Origin of the sequence: Pontibacter sp. JAM-7, from assembly GCF_048548695.2 — a bacterium.
Taxonomy (GTDB): domain Bacteria; phylum Pseudomonadota; class Gammaproteobacteria; order Pseudomonadales; family Balneatricaceae; genus Neptuniibacter.
In genome coordinates this window covers 62,788-84,145 of sequence record NZ_JBLYIF020000009.1, presented here as the reverse complement: position 1 = coordinate 84,145, position 21,358 = coordinate 62,788, and the positions used below count along the sequence as shown (strand labels likewise).

Annotated in this window: 18 protein-coding genes; 9 read left to right on the top strand and 9 right to left on the bottom strand. The window is 52.7% G+C overall.

Features of this window, described 5'->3' with window-relative positions; genetic code table 11:
• On the top strand, positions 1–213 hold the full coding sequence (gene rpoZ / locus ACFVYJ_RS12585; RefSeq protein ID WP_419415372.1) for a DNA-directed RNA polymerase subunit omega: 213 nt from the start codon (positions 1–3) through the stop codon (positions 211–213).
• 120 nt (positions 214–333) lie between these two features.
• On the top strand, positions 334–2,463 hold the full coding sequence (gene spoT / locus ACFVYJ_RS12580; RefSeq protein ID WP_419415373.1) for a bifunctional GTP diphosphokinase/guanosine-3',5'-bis pyrophosphate 3'-pyrophosphohydrolase: 2,130 nt from the start codon (positions 334–336) through the stop codon (positions 2,461–2,463).
• A 6-nt stretch (positions 2,464–2,469) separates the two neighbouring features.
• Here spoT and ggt read toward each other — a convergent pair whose 3' ends face one another.
• Positions 2,470–4,239: a gamma-glutamyltransferase gene (gene ggt, locus ACFVYJ_RS12575; RefSeq protein WP_419415374.1), complete on the bottom strand. Its 1,770-nt coding sequence runs from the start codon at positions 4,237–4,239 to the stop codon at positions 2,470–2,472.
• Positions 4,240–4,324: 85 nt separating this feature from the next.
• Here ggt and ACFVYJ_RS12570 point away from each other — a divergent pair, with 85 nt between their 5' ends.
• Entirely contained in the window at positions 4,325–5,644 is a 1,320-nt protein-coding gene (locus tag ACFVYJ_RS12570) for an HDOD domain-containing protein (RefSeq protein WP_419415375.1), read from the top strand.
• Here the strand turns inward: ACFVYJ_RS12570 and ACFVYJ_RS12565 are convergent.
• Positions 5,641–7,578 (bottom strand): ATP-binding cassette domain-containing protein, encoded by a 1,938-nt coding sequence (locus ACFVYJ_RS12565; protein ID WP_419415376.1) that lies wholly within the window; start codon positions 7,576–7,578, stop codon positions 5,641–5,643. The two genes, ACFVYJ_RS12570 and ACFVYJ_RS12565, sit on opposite strands and share 4 nt — an antisense overlap.
• On the opposite strand from ACFVYJ_RS12565, the gene ACFVYJ_RS12560 reads away from it, so the two are divergent.
• Together ACFVYJ_RS12560 and ACFVYJ_RS12555 are read left to right on the top strand one after the other, a co-directional pair.
• Positions 7,577–8,092 carry a TIGR02444 family protein gene (locus ACFVYJ_RS12560; RefSeq protein ID WP_419415377.1) on the top strand — a complete coding sequence of 172 codons (516 nt, stop codon included), beginning with the start codon at positions 7,577–7,579 and terminating at the stop codon, positions 8,090–8,092. The two genes, ACFVYJ_RS12565 and ACFVYJ_RS12560, sit on opposite strands and share 2 nt — an antisense overlap.
• A 153-nt stretch (positions 8,093–8,245) precedes the next feature.
• Positions 8,246–8,971, top strand: a complete 726-nt coding sequence (locus tag ACFVYJ_RS12555; RefSeq protein WP_419415378.1) for an FKBP-type peptidyl-prolyl cis-trans isomerase — start codon at positions 8,246–8,248, stop codon at positions 8,969–8,971.
• Between the two features lie 61 nt (positions 8,972–9,032).
• Here the strand turns inward: ACFVYJ_RS12555 and ACFVYJ_RS12550 are convergent, their stop codons facing one another.
• Both ACFVYJ_RS12550 and rsd read right to left on the bottom strand, forming a co-directional pair.
• Complete coding sequence (locus ACFVYJ_RS12550) at positions 9,033–10,016, bottom strand: WD40 repeat domain-containing protein (RefSeq protein WP_419415379.1); 984 nt, start codon at positions 10,014–10,016, stop codon at positions 9,033–9,035.
• 4 nt (positions 10,017–10,020) lie between these two features.
• On the bottom strand, positions 10,021–10,491 hold the full coding sequence (gene rsd, locus ACFVYJ_RS12545) for a sigma D regulator (protein ID WP_419415380.1): 471 nt from the start codon (positions 10,489–10,491) through the stop codon (positions 10,021–10,023).
• A 202-nt stretch (positions 10,492–10,693) separates the two neighbouring features.
• Between rsd and ACFVYJ_RS12540 the strand changes: the two genes are divergently transcribed.
• Positions 10,694–11,089, top strand: coding sequence for a flagellar basal body-associated FliL family protein (locus tag ACFVYJ_RS12540; RefSeq protein WP_419415381.1), 396 nt, complete (start codon positions 10,694–10,696; stop codon positions 11,087–11,089).
• A gap of 5 nt (positions 11,090–11,094) precedes the next feature.
• On the opposite strand, the gene gshA is transcribed toward ACFVYJ_RS12540, so the two are convergent.
• Entirely contained in the window at positions 11,095–12,660 is a 1,566-nt protein-coding gene (gshA, locus tag ACFVYJ_RS12535) for a glutamate--cysteine ligase (protein WP_419415382.1), read from the bottom strand.
• 92 nt (positions 12,661–12,752) lie between these two features.
• Positions 12,753–14,189 carry a pyruvate kinase gene (pyk, locus tag ACFVYJ_RS12530; RefSeq protein WP_419415383.1) on the bottom strand — a complete coding sequence of 479 codons (1,437 nt, stop codon included), beginning with the start codon at positions 14,187–14,189 and terminating at the stop codon, positions 12,753–12,755.
• 125 nt (positions 14,190–14,314) lie between these two features.
• Here pyk and ACFVYJ_RS12525 point away from each other — a divergent pair, with 125 nt between their 5' ends.
• From ACFVYJ_RS12525 to ACFVYJ_RS12515, 3 genes are all read left to right on the top strand, one after another.
• Positions 14,315–16,573, top strand: coding sequence for an ATP-binding protein (locus tag ACFVYJ_RS12525; protein WP_419415384.1), 2,259 nt, complete (start codon positions 14,315–14,317; stop codon positions 16,571–16,573).
• Between the two features lie 18 nt (positions 16,574–16,591).
• A complete protein-coding gene (locus ACFVYJ_RS12520; protein WP_419415385.1) occupies positions 16,592–17,971 on the top strand; it encodes a sigma-54-dependent transcriptional regulator in 1,380 nt (459 codons plus the stop codon).
• A gap of 232 nt (positions 17,972–18,203) precedes the next feature.
• Positions 18,204–19,376 carry an alginate export family protein gene (locus tag ACFVYJ_RS12515; protein ID WP_419415386.1) on the top strand — a complete coding sequence of 391 codons (1,173 nt, stop codon included), beginning with the start codon at positions 18,204–18,206 and terminating at the stop codon, positions 19,374–19,376.
• 299 nt (positions 19,377–19,675) lie between these two features.
• Here the strand turns inward: ACFVYJ_RS12515 and ACFVYJ_RS12510 are convergent, their stop codons facing one another.
• From ACFVYJ_RS12510 to ACFVYJ_RS12500, 3 genes are all read right to left on the bottom strand, one after another.
• Positions 19,676–20,197 (bottom strand): DUF7482 domain-containing protein, encoded by a 522-nt coding sequence (locus ACFVYJ_RS12510; protein WP_419415387.1) that lies wholly within the window; start codon positions 20,195–20,197, stop codon positions 19,676–19,678.
• Between the two features lie 115 nt (positions 20,198–20,312).
• Positions 20,313–20,534 carry a hypothetical protein gene (locus ACFVYJ_RS12505; protein WP_419415388.1) on the bottom strand — a complete coding sequence of 74 codons (222 nt, stop codon included), beginning with the start codon at positions 20,532–20,534 and terminating at the stop codon, positions 20,313–20,315.
• A gap of 164 nt (positions 20,535–20,698) precedes the next feature.
• Entirely contained in the window at positions 20,699–20,962 is a 264-nt protein-coding gene (locus ACFVYJ_RS12500) for a hypothetical protein (RefSeq protein ID WP_419415389.1), read from the bottom strand.
• Between the last annotated feature and the right edge of the window lie 396 nt (positions 20,963–21,358).

Below are 21,358 nucleotides of genomic sequence, written 5' to 3'. Positions count from 1 at the left end.
ATGGCACGCGTTACCGTTGAAGATTGTCTGGAAAATGTCGACAACCGTTTCCAGTTGGTGCTGGTTGCATCTAAACGCGCCCGTCAGTTGGCTACCGGCGGCAAAGAGGCACAAGTTGAGTGGGAAAATGACAAGCCTACCGTTGTTGCACTGCGTGAAATTGCTGATGGCCTGGTAGGCCGTTCTGTGCTTGATGATATCGAGCCAGAGTAAATAATACCGGCAACGCCCGCTCGGGCGTTGCTGTCTCTGCACAACCACTTCCCCTCTAGCGTCGATTACGGCATCATCCTTGTATCAGGGCAAATTTGTAGTAGCCGCCCCGGAGGAATAATGTCCAGCATTGACGACCTGTCACATCAATTAAATACCTATATGGATCCCACGTTGATCCAGCAGGTCCGTCGTTCCTATTTTTACGCTGAACAGGCACATGATGGCCAGAAACGTAAAAGCGGCGAACCCTATGTGACACATCCGCTGGCGGCCGCCGGTATTCTGGCAGAAATGAAGATGGACCATCAGAGCCTGATGGCTGCCATGCTGCATGACGTGATTGAAGATACCGAGATTACCTATGAGGGCCTCGAATCGCAGTTTGGTACCGTTGTGGCGGGGATTGTTGATGGCGTTTCCAAACTAACCCATCTTGAATTTGAAACTCGGGCTGAAGCTCAGGCCAGTAATTTCCAGAAAATGGTACTGGCGATGGCCGAGGATATCCGGGTCATTTTGGTGAAATTGGCTGATCGGCTGCACAATATGCGTACTTTGGGTGCCATGCCGCCGGTAAAACAACGCCGTATTGCACGAGAAACCCTGGACATCTATGCGCCCATTGCTGCGCGCTTGGGGATGCGGGATCTGCAGGTTGAGCTGGAAGACCTGGCATTTCAGGCCCACTATCCGATGCGGGCCAAATACATCCGGCGTGCGGTGGTTAAGGCACGTGGTCAGCGTAAAGATGTGATTACCGGTATTCAGCAGGTGATTGTGCAGCGGTTGGAGCAGGAAGGCATGCGCGGGCAGGTCACTGGCCGGGAGAAACACCTTTATAGCATCTATTCCAAAATGAAGGCGCAGCGTAAGTCCTTCTCGGAAATCATGGATGTATTCGCCTTCAGAATTGTCACCGACAGCGTGGATGACTGTTACCGTATTCTCGGCTCAGTGCATAACCTCTATAAACCGGTACTGGGCCGCTTCAAAGACTATATCGCGATCCCTAAAGCCAATGGTTATCAGTCGTTACATACTGATCTGTTTGGTACCCATGACATCACCATCGAGGTGCAGATTCGGACCGAAGAGATGGATGCTGTGGCCTGTCAGGGGATTGCAGAACACAGCATGTACAAGGCCAATCGGGAAGATGGCGAGGCCGACTCAGAAAGTGCTCAGGGTTCTTACCTGCGCGCTCGGAAATGGGTACAAGGGCTGCTGGAGATGCACAAAAGTGCGGGTGATTCCATGGAGTTCATCGACAGCGTTAAATCAGACCTGTTCCCGGATGAAGTCTATGTGTTTACCCCGAAAGGCAAAATCATGGAACTGCCGAGTGGCGCAACCGCAGTGGATTTTGCCTATGCGGTGCATACGGCGGTGGGCAACTCCTGTGTCTCCTGTCGGGTTAATCGGCGTCTGGCGCCTTTATCTCAACCCCTGCTCAATGGTCAGACGGTAGAAATCATTACGACTAAGGCGGCGCAACCCAATATGGCCTGGCTTAATTTCGTGGTCACGGGTAAGGCGCGTTCTGCCATTCGGCATTATCTGAAAAATCAGCAGCGCCATGAGTCAGTGGCGTTGGGTACCCGTTTGCTGAATCAGTTCCTGGGCAATTACAGCATTACTCTGGCCGAGGTCTCTCCAACGAAGCTGGAACGGGTACTGGAGCAGACCGGCCTGAAAACCCTGGATGACCTGTTGGAAGACATTGGCCAGGGCAACCGGATGGCCTATGTGGTGGCACGACTGTTGCGACCGGATGAATCCGAAGGCGGTGATGAACAAACCAGTAATGTGTCGATGCCAATTAAGGGTACTGAAGGCACCATGCTGCATTATGCAAAATGCTGCCGACCAATACCCGGCGATGTCATCGTTGGTCATATTAGCGCCGGACGTGGCCTGGTAGTGCACCAGGTGGACTGCCGTAATATCGACTATATGCGGGATGATCCAGAAAAATGTGTCTACCTGGAATGGTCGGAAACCCATGACAAAGAGTTCCCGGTTGATCTGTATTGTCAGGTGACCAGTCATCGAGGTGTCATTGCTGAACTGGCCTCGGCCGTGGCAGGTGTGGGTGCCGATGTGCTGTCTATTGATCTAGGTGGCAATGAAGGCGAGTTAGCCGAGGTGAAGATGGAGGTCAGCGTTAAAGACCGAATCAACCTTGCCAAGGTGATGAAAAAATTGCGTAGCCTGCCGAGCGTCGCGCGTATCAGCCGTAGCGAATAACCCGGACTATTCGCCTATCGCCCGACCTTCCCGGCGAGGATCAACCCCGCTTTCCCAGCCCCCTTGCGGCAGCCGCCGTAGCGCATGCAGGCCGCTGTTAAGGTCACGGATACGAATGTCATGACCCATTTCTTGTAATGTATCTGCCCACTGCTCGGCGGCGGTGCCGGCTTCCAGTTCGGTTTGCCCATTGCGGTTACTGATATGGGGTTGAGTCATCACTTCCTGCAGGGTAAGGGGCGTGTTCAGCATCAGTAGCAGACTGCGCGCGACATAACTGATAATCCGACTGCCACCAGGCGAACCGACTGCCGCATGCAACTGATTATCCGGCTGGAAGACCATAAAGGGTGACATTGAACTGCGCGGCCGCTTACCTGGCTCGACCCGGTTGGCAACCAGTTTGCCATCACGGTGCCGGGGGGCGAAGGAAAAATCGGTCAGCTGATTATTCAGTAGGAAGCCGCCTACCATCAGGGTTGAGCCAAACGCCATTTCGATACTGCTGGTCATAGATACGGCATTACCCCACTGATCAACCACCACAAAGTGGCTGGTAGAAGGGCGCTCCGGGGACGTTTGGTCTAACCAGTCCTCTGTGGTACCCGGCGGAGTACCGGCTGCTGCGGTGCCGCTATCCAGATGGGGATTGATCAGCGCAGCGCGTTGTTTCAGGTAGTCCATATCCAGCAGACCGGATACCGGAACCGGAATAAAATCCGCATCGGCCAGATAGCGTTGCCGATCGGCAAAAGCGAGGCGGGAGGCCTGAGTAAACAGATGATTGAAGCGGGGGTCATCAGCACTAATCGTTAGATCCGGGATCTGTTCCAGCAGTTTGAGGATCTGTAAAACCGTGGTGCCACCAGAGGTGGGTGGCGGAAAACCGCAGAGCCGATAATGCTGGTAGGGCTGGCACAGTGGACTGCGTTTGATAGCGCGGTATGCGGCCAGATCTGTTGTGCTCAGCATGCCAGGGTTATCTGGCACCTCTTGTACGGTTTTACTGATCGCCGCTGCCAATGGTCCGGTGTAAAAGGCATCAGCACCCTGCCGGGCAATTTCACTCAGACTGTAGGCGAGTGCCGGGTTTTTGCGTTGGTAGCCGACAGGCAGAGGTTTGCCATTCTCGGTATAGAAATATTCACGGCTGGTTTCATAACGGTTCAGGCCGGGATTAATGCCGCTGGCGATCAGTTTATGCAGGCGAGGTGTGACGGAAAAACCGAAGTGAGATTGAGAAATAGCGGGTTGGAACAGGCTATTCCAGGGCTGTTTGCCATGTTGTTGATGCGCCATTTCCAACATGCGCAATACTCCGGGTACCCCCACTGCGCGCCCACCAACCAATGCGTGCTGCCAGCTGATGGGTTTGCCTTGTTCCAGGAAGAGTGCTTCACTGACCGAAGCAGGCGCCGTCTCCCGGCCATCATAGGCATGCAGGGCTTGCTGTTTGGCGTCCCAATACAACATAAAGCCACCACCACCGATGCCGGATGATTGGGGCTCGACCAGTGTCAGCATTGCCTGGATTGCGACTGCCGCATCCGCCGCCGTGCCGCCTTGACGGAGTAGGGTCATACCCGCTTGGCTGGCAAGTGGATGGGCACTAACGACAAGGGATTGGTGGCCGATAACCCTGCTATGGGTCTGTCTATCTGTGGCAGGCTCCGGGGCGAGGTTCTCATCCACAGCCATGAGCTGTGAAGAAAATAATAAGCTTAGTCCCAGCCAGCAAGCGTAGCGCACTAGCCCGCGCAAGTTATGAAAATCCATGTTTTGGCAGCGATCCGGTCAAAGCGGTGTTGGATATTTCTTTACTAATCTACGCTTTAGATTGCGTCATGACCATAGAGGGAGAATGAAATTGGCACTCGGCGTCAGAATTCCGGAAGACCATGCGGATAATATGTTACGCATGGTGCTGTTGCATGACAGTGATGGCAAGGTATTAGCGATCATGCCCGCCCGTTCACTGTTAAATTTAACCGTTGTTTGGAAGCAGACGCACCGGCAGTTACAGCCGGTAAGGCATGAAGATGTCTGCCGATTTTTTAGTCAGGAAGCGTTGCAGCGCCCTAGTGGGCAAAAAAAATTATTGTCTCTGCCTTTGCTGGTGGACCCCCAGTGCCTCAGGTATGACAGCAGCACATTGATTGAACTTTGCTCTGGGTTAAGCTTTCCCGCGGTACGGGCTGATTTTGCCGGTGCGGTACCCTGTCAGCTATCGGTAACAACTGATGAAATTGAGGCTGAACAGCCCAGAGGTGATGATGAGGTTGTCATCAGCAAGGCAGTTGAGCGTTTCACTGCGTTACGTATCAAGCAGCGCCTGGAAGATACGCTTGACCTGCCCTCCCTGTCGCCCACGGTACAGCAGATCATTATGCTTCGGTCAGACCCGGATGCGGGGGTCGCGGATTTGGTGCCGGTCGTGAAGGTAGACCCAAGTCTGTCGGCGCAGGTGATGAGCTGGTCGGCCTCACCGTACTATGCCGCTCCCGGCGATGTCAGTTCGATTGATGATGCAGTAATCCGGGTGCTCGGATTTGATCTGGTGGTGAATATGGCACTGGGTACCGGTATGGGGAAGGTGCTGCGGGTGCCTAAAGATGGGCCGCGGGGGGGAACGCCTTTCTGGTTACAGTCAGTGTACAGTGCGTGTCTGGCGGAAAAGCTGTGTCGGCAGATCACCACCGATATTCGTCCTGTGCCCGGCATGGCTTATCTCGCTGGGCTGCTGCATAACTTTGGTTACTTGGTGCTGGCGCATCTGTTCGCGCCGCAATTTTCGTTGCTGGTGCGCTATATAGAGGCGAATCCACATTTTCCGCTGAATCAGGTTGAACAGCAGGTATTGAATGTGACCCGTGAACAGATTGGGGGCTGGTTGTTATCGAGCTGGGCGCTGCCGGAGTCAGTATGCACCGCGATTCGTCATCAGAACCAACCGGGTTACACCGGTGAGCATTCAGTCATGGCGATGATTCTTTATCTTACCAACCGTTTGTTGCGCCAGGAGGGCTTAAGTGATGGTCCGTTGGAAGCGCCGGAACCGGCAGTATATGAAGCTTTGGGCCTGACACCGGAAATTGCTCAAGTCGCTTTGGATAAATTACTGATCGAAGATGAAGCGATCCGTTCACTCTCTACTATGTTGGAACAGGCACCGGCTGCTTAGCCGGTGGTTTCTGCTTCCACGTCAGCCTGCAGTGTTTCAAGTTCCTCCTGCCGGCTGAGCCACTCCTCTTCTGTCTGATCTGCTTGCTGCTTCAGTTCAGTCTGTTGTTGTAGCAGTGCCTTCAACCGGTCTTTCTGGCCATCAGTATACAAATCACTGTCGGCCAGCTGGGTCTCAATATCGGCCTGCTGGCTATGGCACTGGTCCAGAGTTTTCTCCAGTTTTTCGATGGCTTTGCGCAGGGGACGCAGCTGATTGCGCCGTTCGGCTGCTAACCGCTTTTGCTCCTTACGCTCAGCAGCGCTGACCGAACGTTTGTCGCCAGTGCTGGTCGCTTGCGCGGCGGGCTCATTGCTTGCCTGACGTTTCTGCTGGATCAGCCACTGCTGGTAGTCATCGAGATCACCGTCAAACGATGCGACCTCGCCATTGGCAACCAGCAGGAATTCGTCCACAGTGTTGCGCAGTAAGTGGCGATCATGGGATACCAGAATGAGGGCACCTTCAAAGCTCTGTACCGCCAGTGTCAGCGCGTGCCTAACCTCCAGGTCTAAATGGTTGGTTGGCTCGTCCATCAGCAGCAGGTTGGGTTTTTGCCAGGCTAACATGGCCAGCGCAACACGGGCTTTTTCGCCGCCGGAGAAGGTGGCGACCGTCTCCAATGACTGGTCGCCATGAAAGCCAAAGCTGCCGAGGAAATCGCGGATTTCCTGGTCAGTTTTTTGCGGTGTCAGCCGTTTCAGGTGCAGGGCAGGAGAGGCGTTCAGGTCCAGTGCTTCCAGTTGATGCTGGGCAAAGTAACCGACCCGCAGGTGCTCGCCACAATTGCGTTCGCCTGCCAGCAAAGGCTGATCTCCGACCAGGGTTTTTACCAGGGTCGATTTACCGGCGCCGTTAGGGCCCAGCAGGCCGATACGTGAACCGGGGGCAAGGTTGAGTTTCACCTGCTCCAGTATCGCCTTGTCCGGATAGCCGCATACGGCTTTATTCAGGGTCAGTAGCGGGTTGGAAAGTTTGTCGCTGGCTTCGAAACGGAAACTGAAAGGGCTGTCTATGTGTGCTGGCGCAATGGTTTCCATGCGCTCTAATTCTTTCAGGCGGCTTTGCGCCTGTTTGGCTTTGGTGGCTTTGGCACGGAAACGCCGGACAAAGTCTTCTATCTGGGCGATACGCTGCTGCTGTTTATCAAAAGCCGATTGTTGCTGTGCCAGTCGGGCGGCGCGCTGTTGTTCGAAGCTGGAATAGCCACCCTTGTAGAGCAGTAACTGGCGTTGTTCCAGATGCACGACATGGGTGACGACATTGTCGAGGAAGTCACGGTCATGAGAGATCAGCATCAGCATGCCGGGATACTGGCGCAGCCATTGCTCCAGCCAGATAGTGGCATCGAGATCCAAATGGTTAGTGGGCTCATCCAGCAGTAACAGGTCAGAAGGGCGCATCAGAGCTTGTGCCAGATTCAGGCGAATGCGCCAGCCGCCGGAGAAATCTTTCACTTGCCGGCTGATATCAGCCGGGGCAAAGCCCAGCCCATCCAGTAGTTGTGCCGCTCGGGCTTCGGCACTGTAACCGTTGTGTGTATCCAGCTCGGCATGCAGGCTACCGAGCTGGCTGTGATTTTCCTGTGCTTCAGCATTGGCCAGTGCCTGCTGGATGCGGCGCAGTTCGATGTCACCATCCAGTACATAATCCAGTGCAGAGCGTTCTGTGGCGGGCACCTCCTGTGCCATATGCGCGATACGCAAACCGCCAGGCAGTAGTAGATCGCCCTGGTCCTGGTGCAGTTCCCCCAGCAGTAGTTTGAACAGCGAAGACTTGCCGGCACCATTGGCACCGACAAAACCGATTTTCCAGCCGTCATGCAAAGTCAGGCTGGCCTGCTCTAGCAATGGGTTACGACCGCGTTGTAAGCTGAGGTTCTGTATTTGAATCATGGCGCGGATTTTAACAACAGCAATGCATCTGGAAAACGAACTTTGGCGTTTTGCCCTGTTTTTTTATTCCCGTCCCGGTGTGGAGGCGGCTTGCCTTGCTCTGCAGGATCAGTTTGGACTGAGTGTTAATCGACTTATTTTGGCGTGCTGGGCGGGTCAACAGGGCATTGTGCTAAGGGCTACGGATTTTGCCGACTCACCGGCACTGGCGTGGCAGCAGCAGGTGACACTGCCTGTCAGGGCTGCTCGTTACCAAGTGCGGCATAAACATCAGGAACACGCCACACTGGATGCCTGCTATCAGGCGCTGCGTGAAGCCGAGCTGTGTTGTGAACAGGTGGAACTGGCGCTGCTGTATGCAGCGGTTGCAGAGCGTCGGCAGGTGTCGCCGCCGGAAGACTTGGTGCAGCAAAACCTGGCGTGCTATCTGCAAACCCAGTCTCAGTCAGTGGCCGGCGTTTCTGCTTTACTGGCACCGTTATATGCGGCGCTGGCGGATCCTGATTCTGACTAATACTGGCCAGCGGCTGAACTTTACGGTTTAATCGGCCACTAAGGTACCATCGAATCTGTTTTTGTTCGGATGCAGGCAGATGTTTGAACCTCGAACCCCGCAGGCTTAAGCGGGTTTTTTTTCAAATATAAGTATTAAAGGATTCAATTAATCATGAAAAAAACAATGCTGGCCGTTGCCCTGAGTGTAGGCATGGTTTCCCCTCTGGTGAATGCAGTGGAACTGAAAACAGAGGAACAGAAAGTCAGCTACAGTGTTGGCCTGATGGTAGGTGAACAGCTTAAGAGCATCGAAAAATTTGATTTCGAAGCATTTTTGGCCGCAGCCAAAGTTGTGTATCAGGATAAAGAACCTCAGATGTCAGTTGAAGAGGTTCGCACTGTAATGAAGGCCTTCCAAGACCGTAAAATGGAAGAGAAAAAGGCTGAATTTACTAAACTGAGCGAAGATAACATGCAAAAAGGCCAGGCTTATATGGCTGAAAATGGTAAGAAAAAAGGCGTAAAAACCACTGATACAGGTCTTCAGTATGAAGAGCTGGTGGCCGGTGAAGGCGCTATGCCAAAAGCAACCGATACCGTTAAAGTTCATTATCGCGGTACGTTGATCGATGGTAAGGAGTTTGATAGCTCTTATGCGCGTAACGAACCAGTGTCCTTCCCACTGGATGGCGTTATCCCTGGCTGGACTGAAGGTCTGCAGTTGATTAAAGAAGGTGGCAAAGCACGCCTGGTGATTCCATCTGACTTGGCCTATGGTCCAGGTGGCATGGGTAATGCCATTGGTCCAAATGAAACGCTGGTGTTTGAAGTTGAGCTGTTGGAGGTTAATCCAACAGAAGCGACCGCAGGAGCAGCGGGCGAGCCAGCGGCTGAATAAGCTTCATTCTGTGCAAAAAAGGCCGGTTTAAACCGGCCTTTTTTTGTGTCTGGCGGTTGCCTTAGCGGAGTTGGTTGAGTATCCCGTTGGAGCCGAGGGCGTAGTAATCGCCATCAGCGCCAAACGCGACAGCATAGACACCCGCATGGACAGGTCCGTATGGATCGCGTTTATGCACCCGCCAGCTATTTAGAACCTCGCCGCTAGCGACATTCCACAGTTGCACAAGGCCTGAAGCTGTCCCGGTCAGTAATTGCTCACCATCATTGGAAAAGCGTGCGCTCAGGTAACTGATGCGTTGCTGTTTCAGGCTATTAATGTCGCTAAGAGTATGCAGAATCTCGCCAGTTTGGGTATTCCAGATAATCGCTTTGTCCAGGCTGCCTGAACTGAAGGCGCGCTGGGCATCAGGAGAGAGAGCGACCGTGTCTACGACGTTGCCGAGGCTTATGCTTTGTAGCTGAGTACCCTGCTGGATATCCCAAAAGTGGGTATTGTAAGCGTCAGAGCCGGTGACAGCGTAACGTCCGTCATTACTCAGGTCGACACTGCGCACCCGGGCATCATGCCGGAGTGAACGCTGGACGCCACCACGTTTTACATCAAACAACACAGCGGTGTGGTCTGCCAGCCCAAGCAGTGCAAAGTTACCATCCGGGGACAGGTCAAGCTGCATGATCTCTGCAGGCGCACTCCAGTAGGCCCGCGCCTGGCCTGAGGTTACGTCCCACAATACCAAGTCCTGTTGGGTGGCAGTGACGGCGTAATCGGCATTGGGGGAAAAGCCTGCGGCAGAGATTATGCTGTAGCCTGGGGTAACATGATTCCAGTCAAATAGACGGGCCTGGGCGTTGACCTCCCAGAGGCTGCCACCATGGTTGAAAGAGCCGACAATGGCTAGCCGGGCGTCATCTGATAACGCAGCGCTGTAGGCGCCACCTAACGCATATTCCTGCCAGCTCTGTGGAGCATTGCTGCTGTCACAGCCAGGTAGCCATACCAGGCTGGTGAGCATCAAGGCAGCGGCACGATAGGTGGCTGACATTGGCTTAACTCGCAACGGTATCCTGATGGGATGTATGGAGAATATTGATCATCTGGTCTTCAAGTGCAAAACGTTCTTCCAGCGCTTCACCCAAACGAGAGAGTTTTTCTGAGAATTCGCGGATTTTTTGCACAGTAAACTGGCCCTGTTGGGCGCAGGCATCATTGAAATCGAGTGCCAGGTCAGTGGTGTTTTGAATTTTCGGCAGCAGTGCCTGAGCCTTCTCTACGCTGCCATCGTTAAACTCGGTGCCTTCCAGCAGTAGCTGCTCATACACCTCAAAATGGCCAAACGATAGGTAATCCATCAAGACCTGACAGAAACCGGCAATGCTGCTGTTTAACTGGTCATCAATCGGGTGCTCCGGCAGGTGCACATAGAGACTGATCAGTGATTGCCTTTCATCCAGCCAGTTATCAATGATTTGGCTGACACCACCCCAACGCTCCTTGGCATCTTTGCATTTTTCCAACATGGTGTGCTCCGGATTTTCTAGTTTTTATTATTGGTTTATCTACTGGTGTCTGTGTTGGCAGACAAGCCGTCCTAGCCCCATCATATGCCCATGACATATTCCGGGCAATGCTAACGGTAGCGAAAATTGGTTTCACAGCGCAGTATTGCGTGGAGAATAGCTGTGGGTATACTGCCATTACTGATTGCCTTAGGAGGCTGAAATGCTAGTGCGTTTATTGATCTGTCTGATGTTAAGCCTGTTACCCGTGACTGCGATGGCGGAGGCACAGCCAGATAGTGATTACGTCAGTTATATTGAGCTGAAGCCTTTTATCACTAACTTTGGCGGGCCGGGTAAAACGCGTTTTCTGAAATGTGAAATCAGTATTCAGGTAGGTAGCCCGGATGCGCATCATGCGGTGAACCACCACATGGCTAATATTCGCAATGATCTGGTGTTTCTGCTCAGTGCTCAGACAGAAGATAGCGTAAATACGGTGGAAGCCCAGCAGCAACTGTCTAGAAAGGCGCTGTCAAAGGTGCAGGACCTGCTGCTGGATGAAGAGGGCGAGACCTACGTCTCTGACCTCTTCTTCACCAGTTTTGTTGTCCAATAAAGCGGTTAGTTTGCCAGATAGCTGGCCAGGAAAGTGTCAAAATCAGGTGCCGGGGTGGCTTCCAAGTCGGCCTGTGCCTGCAGCGAATTTTCTGCTTCCTCTTGCAGTGAATTAAACAGCGATTCGCTTAACGGCGCTGCTTGCAGAGTTTTTTCATGCAGTTGATTCTGTTGCTGAATAAATGCGGCATGACTTAGCCCCTGTTCCCGCATCACGTTTAGAATCTGTGCCGATGGCGTTTGCTCGCTGTCCTCGAGTTTGTGCCGCTGAGCTTGCAGCGCCAGAGTGTAGCGCTGGGTATTGTTGGCGCTATCGAGTGCTTCTGCGGTTGCCGCGAGCTGATCCATCAGTTCCAGCCCCCACTGTTGCAGGCCGACCGGTTGGCCCTTGTTGACCAGTTGCAGGCCGGGTTCCCGTCCCCGGTTAACCACCTGCTGCTGGTTTTCCATAATTTCGCCGCACTCACCGTTACTGATCTCGTCGTCGCCCAGCAGCAGGCAGCTGAGCAGGAACAGGTCCAGGAAATCGGCCTGGATCGCATCAATACCCACAGGCAGAAATGGGTTGATATCGATATTGCGCACTTCAATATATTCGACCCCCCGATTCATCAGTGCGTGGATCGGTTTTTCACCGGAACGCGTGACGCGCTTGGGGCGGATATCACTGTAGTACTCGTTTTCGATCTGCAGGACATTGCTGTTCAGCTGGCGATAGCTGCCATCCACCTTGATACCGATCTCCTCATAAGGTGGGTGGGGCGTATGGATCGCCTGATGCAGAGAGTTGAGGTAGGTGTTCAGATGATTAAAGCAGATACCCAGGCTGGACTGCGCCTTGTTGGAATAGCCAAGGTCGCTCATGCGCAAAGACGTAGCCCACGGCAGATACAGGGTTTGCTCGTCAAAATGCTCCAGCGCGTGGGGCTTGTCCTTGAGAAAGCTGCTGCATAATGCCGGTGAGGCACCAAATAGGTAAAGCAATAGCCAGGAATAGCGGCGGAAGTTACGAATCAGTGCAAAGTAGGCCGCAGACCGAAAGCCCTGTATCGGTGTATTGGAACCCTTGTATTGCTGGTAATGTGACCAGAATTCACAGGGCATCGAGAAATTATAATGGATGCCGGCAATGGTCTGCATGGCTCGACCATAACGATGCTCCAGCCCAACGCGATAGATATGCTTGAGACGGCCAATGTTAGAGCTACCGAACTCAGCAATGGGGATCTGTTCGGCGTTGGGCAGTTCACCCGGCATGCTGCCACTCCAGATCTGCTCAGAACCTATCTGGCTGAAGGCGTAGCGGTGCAGGTTGGCGAGATACTCAATGCCTTTTTCCGGCTGGCTGAAGACCGGGGTAATGAATTCCAGCAGGGCTTCAGAATAATCGGTGGTGATATGACTATGGGTCAGAGCAGAACCGAGCCCTTTCGGGTGCGGTTGTTGTGAGAGTTCACCCTGAGCAGTTACCCTCAACCCCTCTTTCTCGATACCGTGCTGTAGTTGACTGAGTAGCTGTTGGTGGCCGGATGATTGTAACCATGCCAGTGACTGGGCGAGTGAACGTGCCAAACGTAATTCCTCTGAACCTGCAGTAAAGGGGTGCATTATAGTAGAGGGGCGCTTAAATACTCTACGTTTAAACGCCCGATTTCTGACAGAGACTATTCGACCGTCAGTACCTGCATTGTGTTGGTGCCGCCATGCTCACCCAGTACTGAACCGTGGGTCAGGATCACTCGGGCACCGGTATTTAGCAGGCCGCGGGCTTTTAAACCGGCCAGAACTTCCTTGTATAGTGCTTCTTTGGCAATGGCCGTGGCATCAAACAACAGCCCTTCAACGCCACGGTACAGGGCGACACGGCGGAGGGTTTGCTCGTTGCGGCTTAGTGCATAAATGGGCAGTCCTGAGCGAATACGCGACATCCACAGTGGGGTAGAGCCGGATTCTGTCAGGCAGATAATTGCTTTTACACCGTCGAGGTTGTTGGCGGTATACATGGCCGAGCGGGCAATAGCTTCGTCAAAACGCGCCAGTGGTTGGCAGCTTGCTGTTGAGCTGGGCCGGGACAGTTGGTGTTTTTCCGCGCCTTGGCAGATGGAAGTCATCGCCTTCACAACCTCAACTGGATAGTTACCGGCGGCGGTTTCGGCGGACAGCATCACCGCATCAGTGCCATCCAGAATGGCATTGGCGACATCGAATACTTCGGCCCGGGTGGGCATGGCATTTTCGATCATGCTTTCCATCATCTGGGTCGCAGTGATCACAACCCGGTTCAGCTCACGGGCGCGTTTGATAATATGTTTCTGTACCCCAATCAGTTCGGCATCACCAATTTCAACGCCAAGATCTCCCCGGGCAACCATCACCCCGTCGCTGGCCAGAATAATGGCATCCAGTGCGTCGCTGCTGGTGACGGTTTCGGCACGCTCAACCTTGGCAATAATTTCGGCCCGGCCGTTGGCGGCATTCAGCAGTTGTCGAGCTTCTTTCAAGTCATCAGCCGAGCGGGGAAATGATACGGCAACGTAATCCATATCCAGTTCTGCGGCCAGCTTAATGTCTCGCTTGTCCTTGTCGGTGAGTGCCGCAGCAGAGAGGCCGCCGCCTTGCAGGTTGATGCCTTTATTGTTGGATAGTGTGCCGCCGATCACGACTTCGGTATTGACGCGGCTACCCGCCACCGAAGTTACCCGTAATTGAATACGGCCATCATCCAGCATGAGAATGTCGCCGGTTTCACAGTCTCTTGGCAGGTCTTTGTAATCCAGCCCCACCTGATTTTGGTCGCCAGAGACTGTGCCCAGACTGGCATCCAGCGCGAAGGCATCGCCGGGCGCTAGCTGGATCTTATCGCCTTTGAATTTGGCAATGCGGATTTTTGGCCCCTGTAAATCACCCAGTACCGCGATGGATAGTCCGAGCTTGCGGGCGGTGTTGCGCACCTCTTCTGCACGGCGACGATGATCATTCGCAACCCCATGGGAAAAGTTCAGCCGAACAGTGTTCACACCGGCGCGCAGAATCTGTTCCAGCACATCGCTTTTGTCAGTTGACGGACCTAGCGTGGCAACAATCTTAGTACGTTTCAGCATGGGGTTGATTTGCTCCATAAGGCATAAGGGTTAGACTCTTTAGCAGGGCATTACGATACTACCCTTTATCGGGCTTGTCAGGCGTGGCCAAAGTATCAATCGCAACAGCAGGGTAACCATAATATATGTCACAGGAAACAGCCTTTGACTGGAAGCCATATCGCAACCTGATGTTGCTGTTACTGGCGCTGTTATTTCTGGTGGTGGTGGGCAAAACGGCAGAGATCAGCCGGGATCGTGCCTATGCCGAGTTACAACAGCGCAGCGCCACCAACCTCAACCGTTACCTGATCAGTCTGCAGCAAAAACTCGAACGCTACCGTGACCTGCCCAGTCTGTTATCGACTCATTCGCTGTTGGTTCAGGCGCTGCAGGAGCCAGCCAACTATTTGGCTGCCGCAGATGCCAGTGTTTATCTGGAGTATGTGAACAACACCGTGGGTACTGCTGATGTGTATGTGATGGCATCCGACGGCACCACGCTGGCCGCCAGTAACTGGGCCGAGGCGAATTCGTTTGTGGGCAGTAATTATGCTTTTCGTCCCTACTTTAAGGAGGCGATTCAGGGGCGGCCAGGGCAATATTTTGCGTTGGGAACGGTATCGAAAAAACGCGGCTACTATTTTTCCTATCCGGTGTATTCCGATATGAAGGTGGTTGGTGTCGTCGTAGTGAAGATTGATCTGAATGATATCGAAGCCGACTGGACCGACCCGGAGCAAGATCTGCTGGTGACAGATGAAGATGGCGTTATCTTTATATCGACCCGTGACGCGTGGAAGTTCAGAACCCTTAAACCGCTTAGTCAGGCTGACCTGCAGCGCATTCTTGCCAGCTTGCGTTATGGCGACCATACCCTGACTGCATTGGACGTCGTGGAGCGAAAAAACCGTGATGATGGCAGTGAGCTGATTACCTTGGTAGAAGGTGAGCGCATTAAAAGTCAGGCGCTGGACGGGGTCAGCGCCAGTGAGTACCTGTTGCAAAGTCGACGGCTGGAAGACGCCGGCCTGAATGTGGTGTCTCTGGCCAGCACCCGGCCGATATCATCGCGAATGCTATCTGCAGCAGTTACCAGCGGGTTTGTGTTTATTGCTCTGGTGCTATTAATTCTGTTTCTGGCGACCCGGCACCGTATTCAGCGGGAACGTCAGCGCTTTAAGCAGAAAGAAACGCAGGCCCTGGAAGCCAATGAACAACGGGTGCGGGCCATTATCGACAGTACCCAGGCGGGCCTGATTACGCTGGACAGTCAGGGGCGCATTGAGAGTTGCAACAGTATGGCCAAACGCCTGTTTGGTTATGACGAGCAGCAGATTGCCGGTGCTTATTTCAGTAAGCTACTGTCGCAAAATGATCGTGCTGTGTGTTGGCACTACCTGACTGCTGAGCCGGACCAGCGGCCGACTGAACTGGAGATCGAAGCCAGAGCGGTGCGGGCCGACCGGTCCGGTTTTCCGGTAGACCTGATTATCGGTGAAATGCGCTACGGCATGATCAAGCGCTTTCTGGTCACCATTCATGACATCACTCAGCGTAAGCAGTTTGAAGATGAATTGCAGCACACCCGGGAGATGCTGGAACTGAGGGTAGAAGAGCGCACGGCAGACCTGACCCGGGCGAACCTGCAGTTGCGGGAAGAGGCGGCGCAGCATAAAAACACCCAGAATCAGTTGATTCAGACCGCCAAACTGGCGGTGCTGGGACAAATGTCCGCGGGTATCAACCATGAGCTTAATCAGCCGCTGACAGCGATCCGGACGTATGCCGATAACGCCCGCGCCTTTCTCCAGATGGGTAAGCATGAAACCGCAGCAACCAATCTGCAGGAGATTAGCGACCTGACCGAGCGTATGGCCAAGATTATTCACCCGCTGAAAGAGTTCTCCCGCAAAACCTCCGGTGCGCCAGAGCCGGTTTGTTTGAAAAACGTGCGCGATGGTGCCATGTCGATTCTATATGGCAAACTGAGCAAGGTGAACGCGGTGGTGGACTGGCCGCAGGATCTGGAGGCCTGTTATGTGATGGGGGATACTGTGCGCCTTGAGCAGGTACTGGTCAATTTGATCAGCAACGCCCTGCAGGCCATGGAAGATCAGGACCGGCCGCACATAGAAATCACCCTGCAGCAGCGGGGCAACGACGTTGAAATCGCCGTGCGGGACTATGGGCCAGGCATCCCGAAAGCGGAACTTGGCCGGGTATTTGAGCCCTTTTATACCACCAAAAAAGCGGGTCAGGGGCTGGGTTTGGGGTTATCCATTTCCCATCGGATTGTGGCCAATCTGGGGGGCAGCTTAAGTGCCCGTAATCACCCGGAAGGCGGCGCGATATTCTTGCTTGGGTTACCCAGTGCCGCTGGGCAGAATGAACTGAATAGCTGACGTGCAGGACACCGATTGATGCATACAGAAACTGAGTTACCAGTCATGCTGGTGGATGATGAACAACATATTCGTCTGGCAGCCGGCCAGACACTGGAGCTGGGTGGTTATGACGTACACCTGCACGAGTGTGCCGAAACCGCGTTGGAACAGCTCAGTGCAGACTGGCCCGGGGTGCTGGTCACTGATATCAATCTGCCCGGTATGGATGGACTGGCATTGCTGGATGCGGTGCAAAAGTTGGATGACAGCCTGCCGGTTATTTTAATTACCGGGCACGGCGATATCTCCATGGCTGTGAATGCCATGCGGGGTGGGGCATACGACTTTATAGAAAAACCGTTTTCATCTGAACTGCTGTTGGATGTGGTGCGCCGGGCGATGGAAAAGCGCAGTCTGGTGACGGAAAACCGTCAGCTGAAACAGGAGCTGGAAGCGCAGAGTGCTCCCGGTCCGCGTGTTATCGGCAATACGCCACAAATCGCCCAGCTGCGGCAGATAGTACATCGTATCGCCGATACTCCAGCGGATATTCTGATTCTCGGTGAAACCGGCACCGGCAAGGACCTGCTGGCGCGCTATATTCATGAGCACAGTACCCGCCGTGGTCATAATTTTGTCGCGATCAACTGCGGGGCCGTACCGGAAAATTTGATCGAGTCAGAACTGTTCGGCCACGAAAAAGGAGCGTTTACCGATGCCCGCAGCCAGCGCATCGGGAAATTTGAGTATGCCAATGGCGGCACCCTGTTTCTGGACGAAATCGAAAGTATGCCACTGGCGCTGCAGATTAAATTGTTACGGGTACTGGAAGAACGCAGCATTGAGCGGTTAGGCGCTAACGTCAGTATTCCACTCGATCTGAGGGTGGTCGCCGCCACCAAGGTGGATCTGCGAGAGGCCGCAGATCAGGGAACCTTTCGCGAAGACCTGTATTATCGATTGAATGTGGTGCGGGTGGATATTCCGCCTCTGCGCGAGCGGCGTGAAGATATCGGTATGCTGTTCCAGCACTTTGCCCTGATTGCTTCTTCACAATATAGCCGCGAGGTGTCGCTGTTGTCACCGGAGCGGATGCACAGCCTGATGACCTATGACTGGCCCGGTAATGTCAGGGAACTGCGCAACCTGGCCGAGCGGTATGTGTTATTGGGTGAAAACTGCACCTTCGATTTTGAGAACCGACCCATTACTGAGCTGGATCATCAGGTAGATCTGACCCTGTCGGAACGGGTTGAGCAGTTTGAACGACTGCTGATTCAGGCCGAGCTGTCGCGCTGTGGCGGCTCTATTAAAGAGACGCAGCAAGGTCTTGGGCTACCGCGAAAAACCCTGTACGACAAAATGAAGAAGTACGGCCTGGATAAAAGTGACTTTAAAGGGGAACCCGCCGAGTAAACCTTTGTCACAGCTATAATAATGTATTTTATATGCATTAAATTGATGCATAGTTGCACTTTTATTACACACGCATTGCATTTATGTTGCACCACAGCAAAACATGCAGGCGCTAAAGATGTGCAAAAAATATACTTTTAGGTGTTTTTCTTAAAGATGTATCCATAAAACATCTAATTGGCATGCCCCTTGCTCCTTCAGGTTTAATTATCAACCTAACAAGGAGCAATCCATGATCAACTTCCCCCCCCGTATGATTCTGGCTGCCGCTATCGCATCAGTTGTACTGACCCCGGTTCAGGCTGCAGAGTCGATCGCAGAAGCATTTGAAAATGGTAAAACCGATATCAGCTTTCGTCTGCGGTATGAAGATGTGAATGACGATGGCGCGACTGATGCAGAAGCCCTGACCCTGAAAAGCCGTATCACGTTTACTACTGACAGCTACAAAGGCGTTTCTGCCCTGTTGGAAGTCGATGATGTGACCGCGCTGGATAATGTTGATTACACCGACGGTGTGACCGTTCGCGGGACTACGCCGATCGTTGATCCGGAAGATACCGATGTGAACCAGGCTTACCTGGCATACAGCACGGGTGCGACCACGGTAAAACTGGGTCGTCAGCGTATCCTGCTGGACAACCAGCGTTTTGTTGGTGGCGTAGGCTTCCGTCAGAATGAACAGACCTATGATGCCGTTACAGTGACCAATAAATCCCTGTCGGATACCACTCTGTTCTACGGTTATATCTCTTCTGTAAACGGCATTACCGGTACTGATACTGAACACGAAACGCATCTGGTTAACGCTAAATACACGGGCCTGCCAATTGGTGCCCTGAGTGCGTACTACTACAGTGTTGAACTGGAAGATGCTGACGACAGCCTGGATACCTACGGTGTGCGTCTGTCCGGTAGCCAGCCTGCTGGCGATGCTAAGCTGCTTTACACTGCAGAATACGCGACTCAGGAAAACGTCGGCGGTACGGCAGAGCCTGATTACTATGTACTTGAAGGTGGTGTAAGCATTGCCGGTGTAACTGCCAAACTGGGTTATGAAGTGCTGGGTTCTGATGAAGGTGTTGGTTTCAACACGCCACTGGCAACCAAGCATAAGTTCCAGGGTTGGGCGGATATGTTCCTGGGTACGCCGGGTGCAGGTATTGAAGATACTTACGTGACTGTTGCCACCAAACTGGCCGGTATCAAACTGATGGCGGTTTACCATGACTACGAGTCTGAAGAAGGTTCTCTGGACTTTGGTGACGAGTGGGGCTTTGTTGCGGCGAAGAAATTCGGCAAAAACTACGGTCTGAGTCTGAAATATGCCAGCTACGATGCGGGTGATGACATTGCCAAAGCGGACAAATCTAAGTTGTGGCTGACTGCTACCGCTAAGTTCTGATCTCTCTCCGAGCTGTGTGACAGCTCGACTGGCTTTGCCAGTTAAAGATGCCTCACCCCTTCGGGGCATCCATAGGCCGCCTTCGGGCGGCCTGTTTTTTCTGATCCTGGCACCGCTGTATCTATGCAGCGGCCGTGCGGCAAAAGCACTTGGCGTAATGCCCCCCACACACAATAGCGGTGAAGGACAAATTAGCGTTATGAGATAAAGACCGTTAAGCGCCAAGGTGCTGTCTGTGACATGCTTGGCCGGTGCAATCGCAACAAAAAGCGGCACTGGGACACTAACGGCGGGCTTGGTTAAGGGGTTGGCAGAAACTGCGTGCCGTCAATGCTGACGACAGGGCAATTTACCACCACAGGGGTGCGCTCAATTTGTACCCAGCCCTGTGCTTCGGCTTTGAAAATTTCAGCCTCAGAACGCAGCTCTATTTCCTGGTCTTTAACTCGCCACTCTACCGTGTAGATCAGCCAGAGAGGACTGTAGTGCTTGTCCTGACTCCCATGACCGAGTGGGCTTGGCACTGAAGCAAATACGCTGCTGGCCTGTTGTCCGGTTGGAAAAGTATAAACACGCTCTAACACGGTTTTTTGTGTCGGTGGTTTGGGATAATCGGGCACCGCATCCCTGAGTCGTGGGGCGTAATTCGCCTGCATCTGCCTGGCCATGACGGGATCAGAGACATCGGTCGTGATGTAGTAGACTTTTTGTGCTTCAAACCAGCCTTCCAGCAAGGGTAGGGCGATGGTGGGTTTCTCGCCAGTCACCGCCGAGCAGCCCGCAAATATCAGGGTCATTAGTAGGATGAGTAGCTTCTGCATTACTGTCTTTTCATCATGATTGGGTTTAACGCCCCGTTCAGTGGCGACTTGTTATGGATTCGCATGCACATAATACCGGTAACGCTCATTATATAATCGCACTGCTATGACTAAATTAATATGTTGAGTTAGGGGAATTCTCGGGGTTTATTTCGCCAGAAACCTCATCAGGATCAACGTCATTCAGCAATAAAATTTCTCTAACGGTTTCGATGTGATCCAATATTTTTTGGTAACGATCACCATACTCAAATTTGGTTACTTCAATTGATTTTGGCATATAAGTAAACGCAATTTTCAATGCGTTTAAAGAAGACTGATTAATTTTTTCACTCATTTCCGGGTCCACTCTCTAATCGTATGTATTCATAATAACGCCCAACGCAGCCGCGTAGTATGCGTTGGATGCCTTTGCTGGTTAGCACTATAATTGATGGAAGGTAAAAGATGAGAGAGTTATTAATTCCCATATTCCCGCATTCGTACAAATTTTTCGCGCTGTTAAGTATCTTCATGCTTGGGTTCCTTCTGGGAACGGTCGGCGGAAAGAATCATGTGACTGGCTAACCATGCCAAAATACTTTCCAGCAAAAGCAAATATGTGAAGAAAGCAGAGGCATATACAGACCCATAGATAATGGGCTCGCTACCCATAACGTTTTTTTCAAAAACGACGCTGGTGAGATCACCTTCTTCTGGTGCGGCATTAAGGTACTGGATCCCCATCATATCGCCAGCAATACGAGTGAGCCTCATTTGAGCCAAGCTTGAACCGAAGTACCAGCTACTCCAGCACCGAACCCAGTCAGAGAGGAATACCTGACGCTCGGAGCAGCCTTAAGAAAAACATGAGGCTGGCTATAAGCCATAAAGAACCCCGCCGAACTGATTGGAATGCAAATAGATATGATTATTTTGACTAAATCCATGCCCATGATGACAGCTCCGGTTAGAGTGCTCACAGCTAAATATACGACACGATGTCGTAAAACTTTACGAAACCGAGTCGTATATCTACAAACTTAAACGTTAATTTTCTCCATAACAAGTCATTGATTTAAAGGTAGTTAGTTGGCCTTTAAGCCGTTTATCTGCTTTGGGCATTTACGACAGCGTGTTGTGATATCCCATCTGGTCGTTGGCGGGTTCTGGGTATGAACA

Excerpts from the sequence above, each read along its gene's own strand:
- rpoZ (WP_419415372.1), top strand. The coding sequence starts at position 1 with ATGGCACGCGTTACCGTTGAAGATTGTCTGGAAAATGTCGACAACCGT.
- spoT (WP_419415373.1), top strand. The coding sequence starts at position 334 with ATGTCCAGCATTGACGACCTGTCACATCAATTAAATACCTATATGGAT.
- ggt (WP_419415374.1), bottom strand. The coding sequence starts at position 4,239 with ATGGATTTTCATAACTTGCGCGGGCTAGTGCGCTACGCTTGCTGGCTG.
- ACFVYJ_RS12570 (WP_419415375.1), top strand. The coding sequence starts at position 4,325 with ATGAAATTGGCACTCGGCGTCAGAATTCCGGAAGACCATGCGGATAAT.
- ACFVYJ_RS12560 (WP_419415377.1), top strand. The coding sequence starts at position 7,577 with ATGGCGCGGATTTTAACAACAGCAATGCATCTGGAAAACGAACTTTGG.
- ACFVYJ_RS12565 (WP_419415376.1), bottom strand. The coding sequence starts at position 7,578 with ATGATTCAAATACAGAACCTCAGCTTACAACGCGGTCGTAACCCATTG.
- ACFVYJ_RS12555 (WP_419415378.1), top strand. The coding sequence starts at position 8,246 with ATGAAAAAAACAATGCTGGCCGTTGCCCTGAGTGTAGGCATGGTTTCC.
- ACFVYJ_RS12550 (WP_419415379.1), bottom strand. The coding sequence starts at position 10,016 with ATGTCAGCCACCTATCGTGCCGCTGCCTTGATGCTCACCAGCCTGGTA.
- rsd (WP_419415380.1), bottom strand. The coding sequence starts at position 10,491 with ATGTTGGAAAAATGCAAAGATGCCAAGGAGCGTTGGGGTGGTGTCAGC.
- ACFVYJ_RS12540 (WP_419415381.1), top strand. The coding sequence starts at position 10,694 with ATGCTAGTGCGTTTATTGATCTGTCTGATGTTAAGCCTGTTACCCGTG.
- pyk (WP_419415383.1), bottom strand. The coding sequence starts at position 14,189 with ATGCTGAAACGTACTAAGATTGTTGCCACGCTAGGTCCGTCAACTGAC.
- ACFVYJ_RS12525 (WP_419415384.1), top strand. The coding sequence starts at position 14,315 with ATGTCACAGGAAACAGCCTTTGACTGGAAGCCATATCGCAACCTGATG.
- ACFVYJ_RS12520 (WP_419415385.1), top strand. The coding sequence starts at position 16,592 with ATGCATACAGAAACTGAGTTACCAGTCATGCTGGTGGATGATGAACAA.
- ACFVYJ_RS12515 (WP_419415386.1), top strand. The coding sequence starts at position 18,204 with ATGATCAACTTCCCCCCCCGTATGATTCTGGCTGCCGCTATCGCATCA.
- ACFVYJ_RS12510 (WP_419415387.1), bottom strand. The coding sequence starts at position 20,197 with ATGCAGAAGCTACTCATCCTACTAATGACCCTGATATTTGCGGGCTGC.
- ACFVYJ_RS12505 (WP_419415388.1), bottom strand. The coding sequence starts at position 20,534 with ATGAGTGAAAAAATTAATCAGTCTTCTTTAAACGCATTGAAAATTGCG.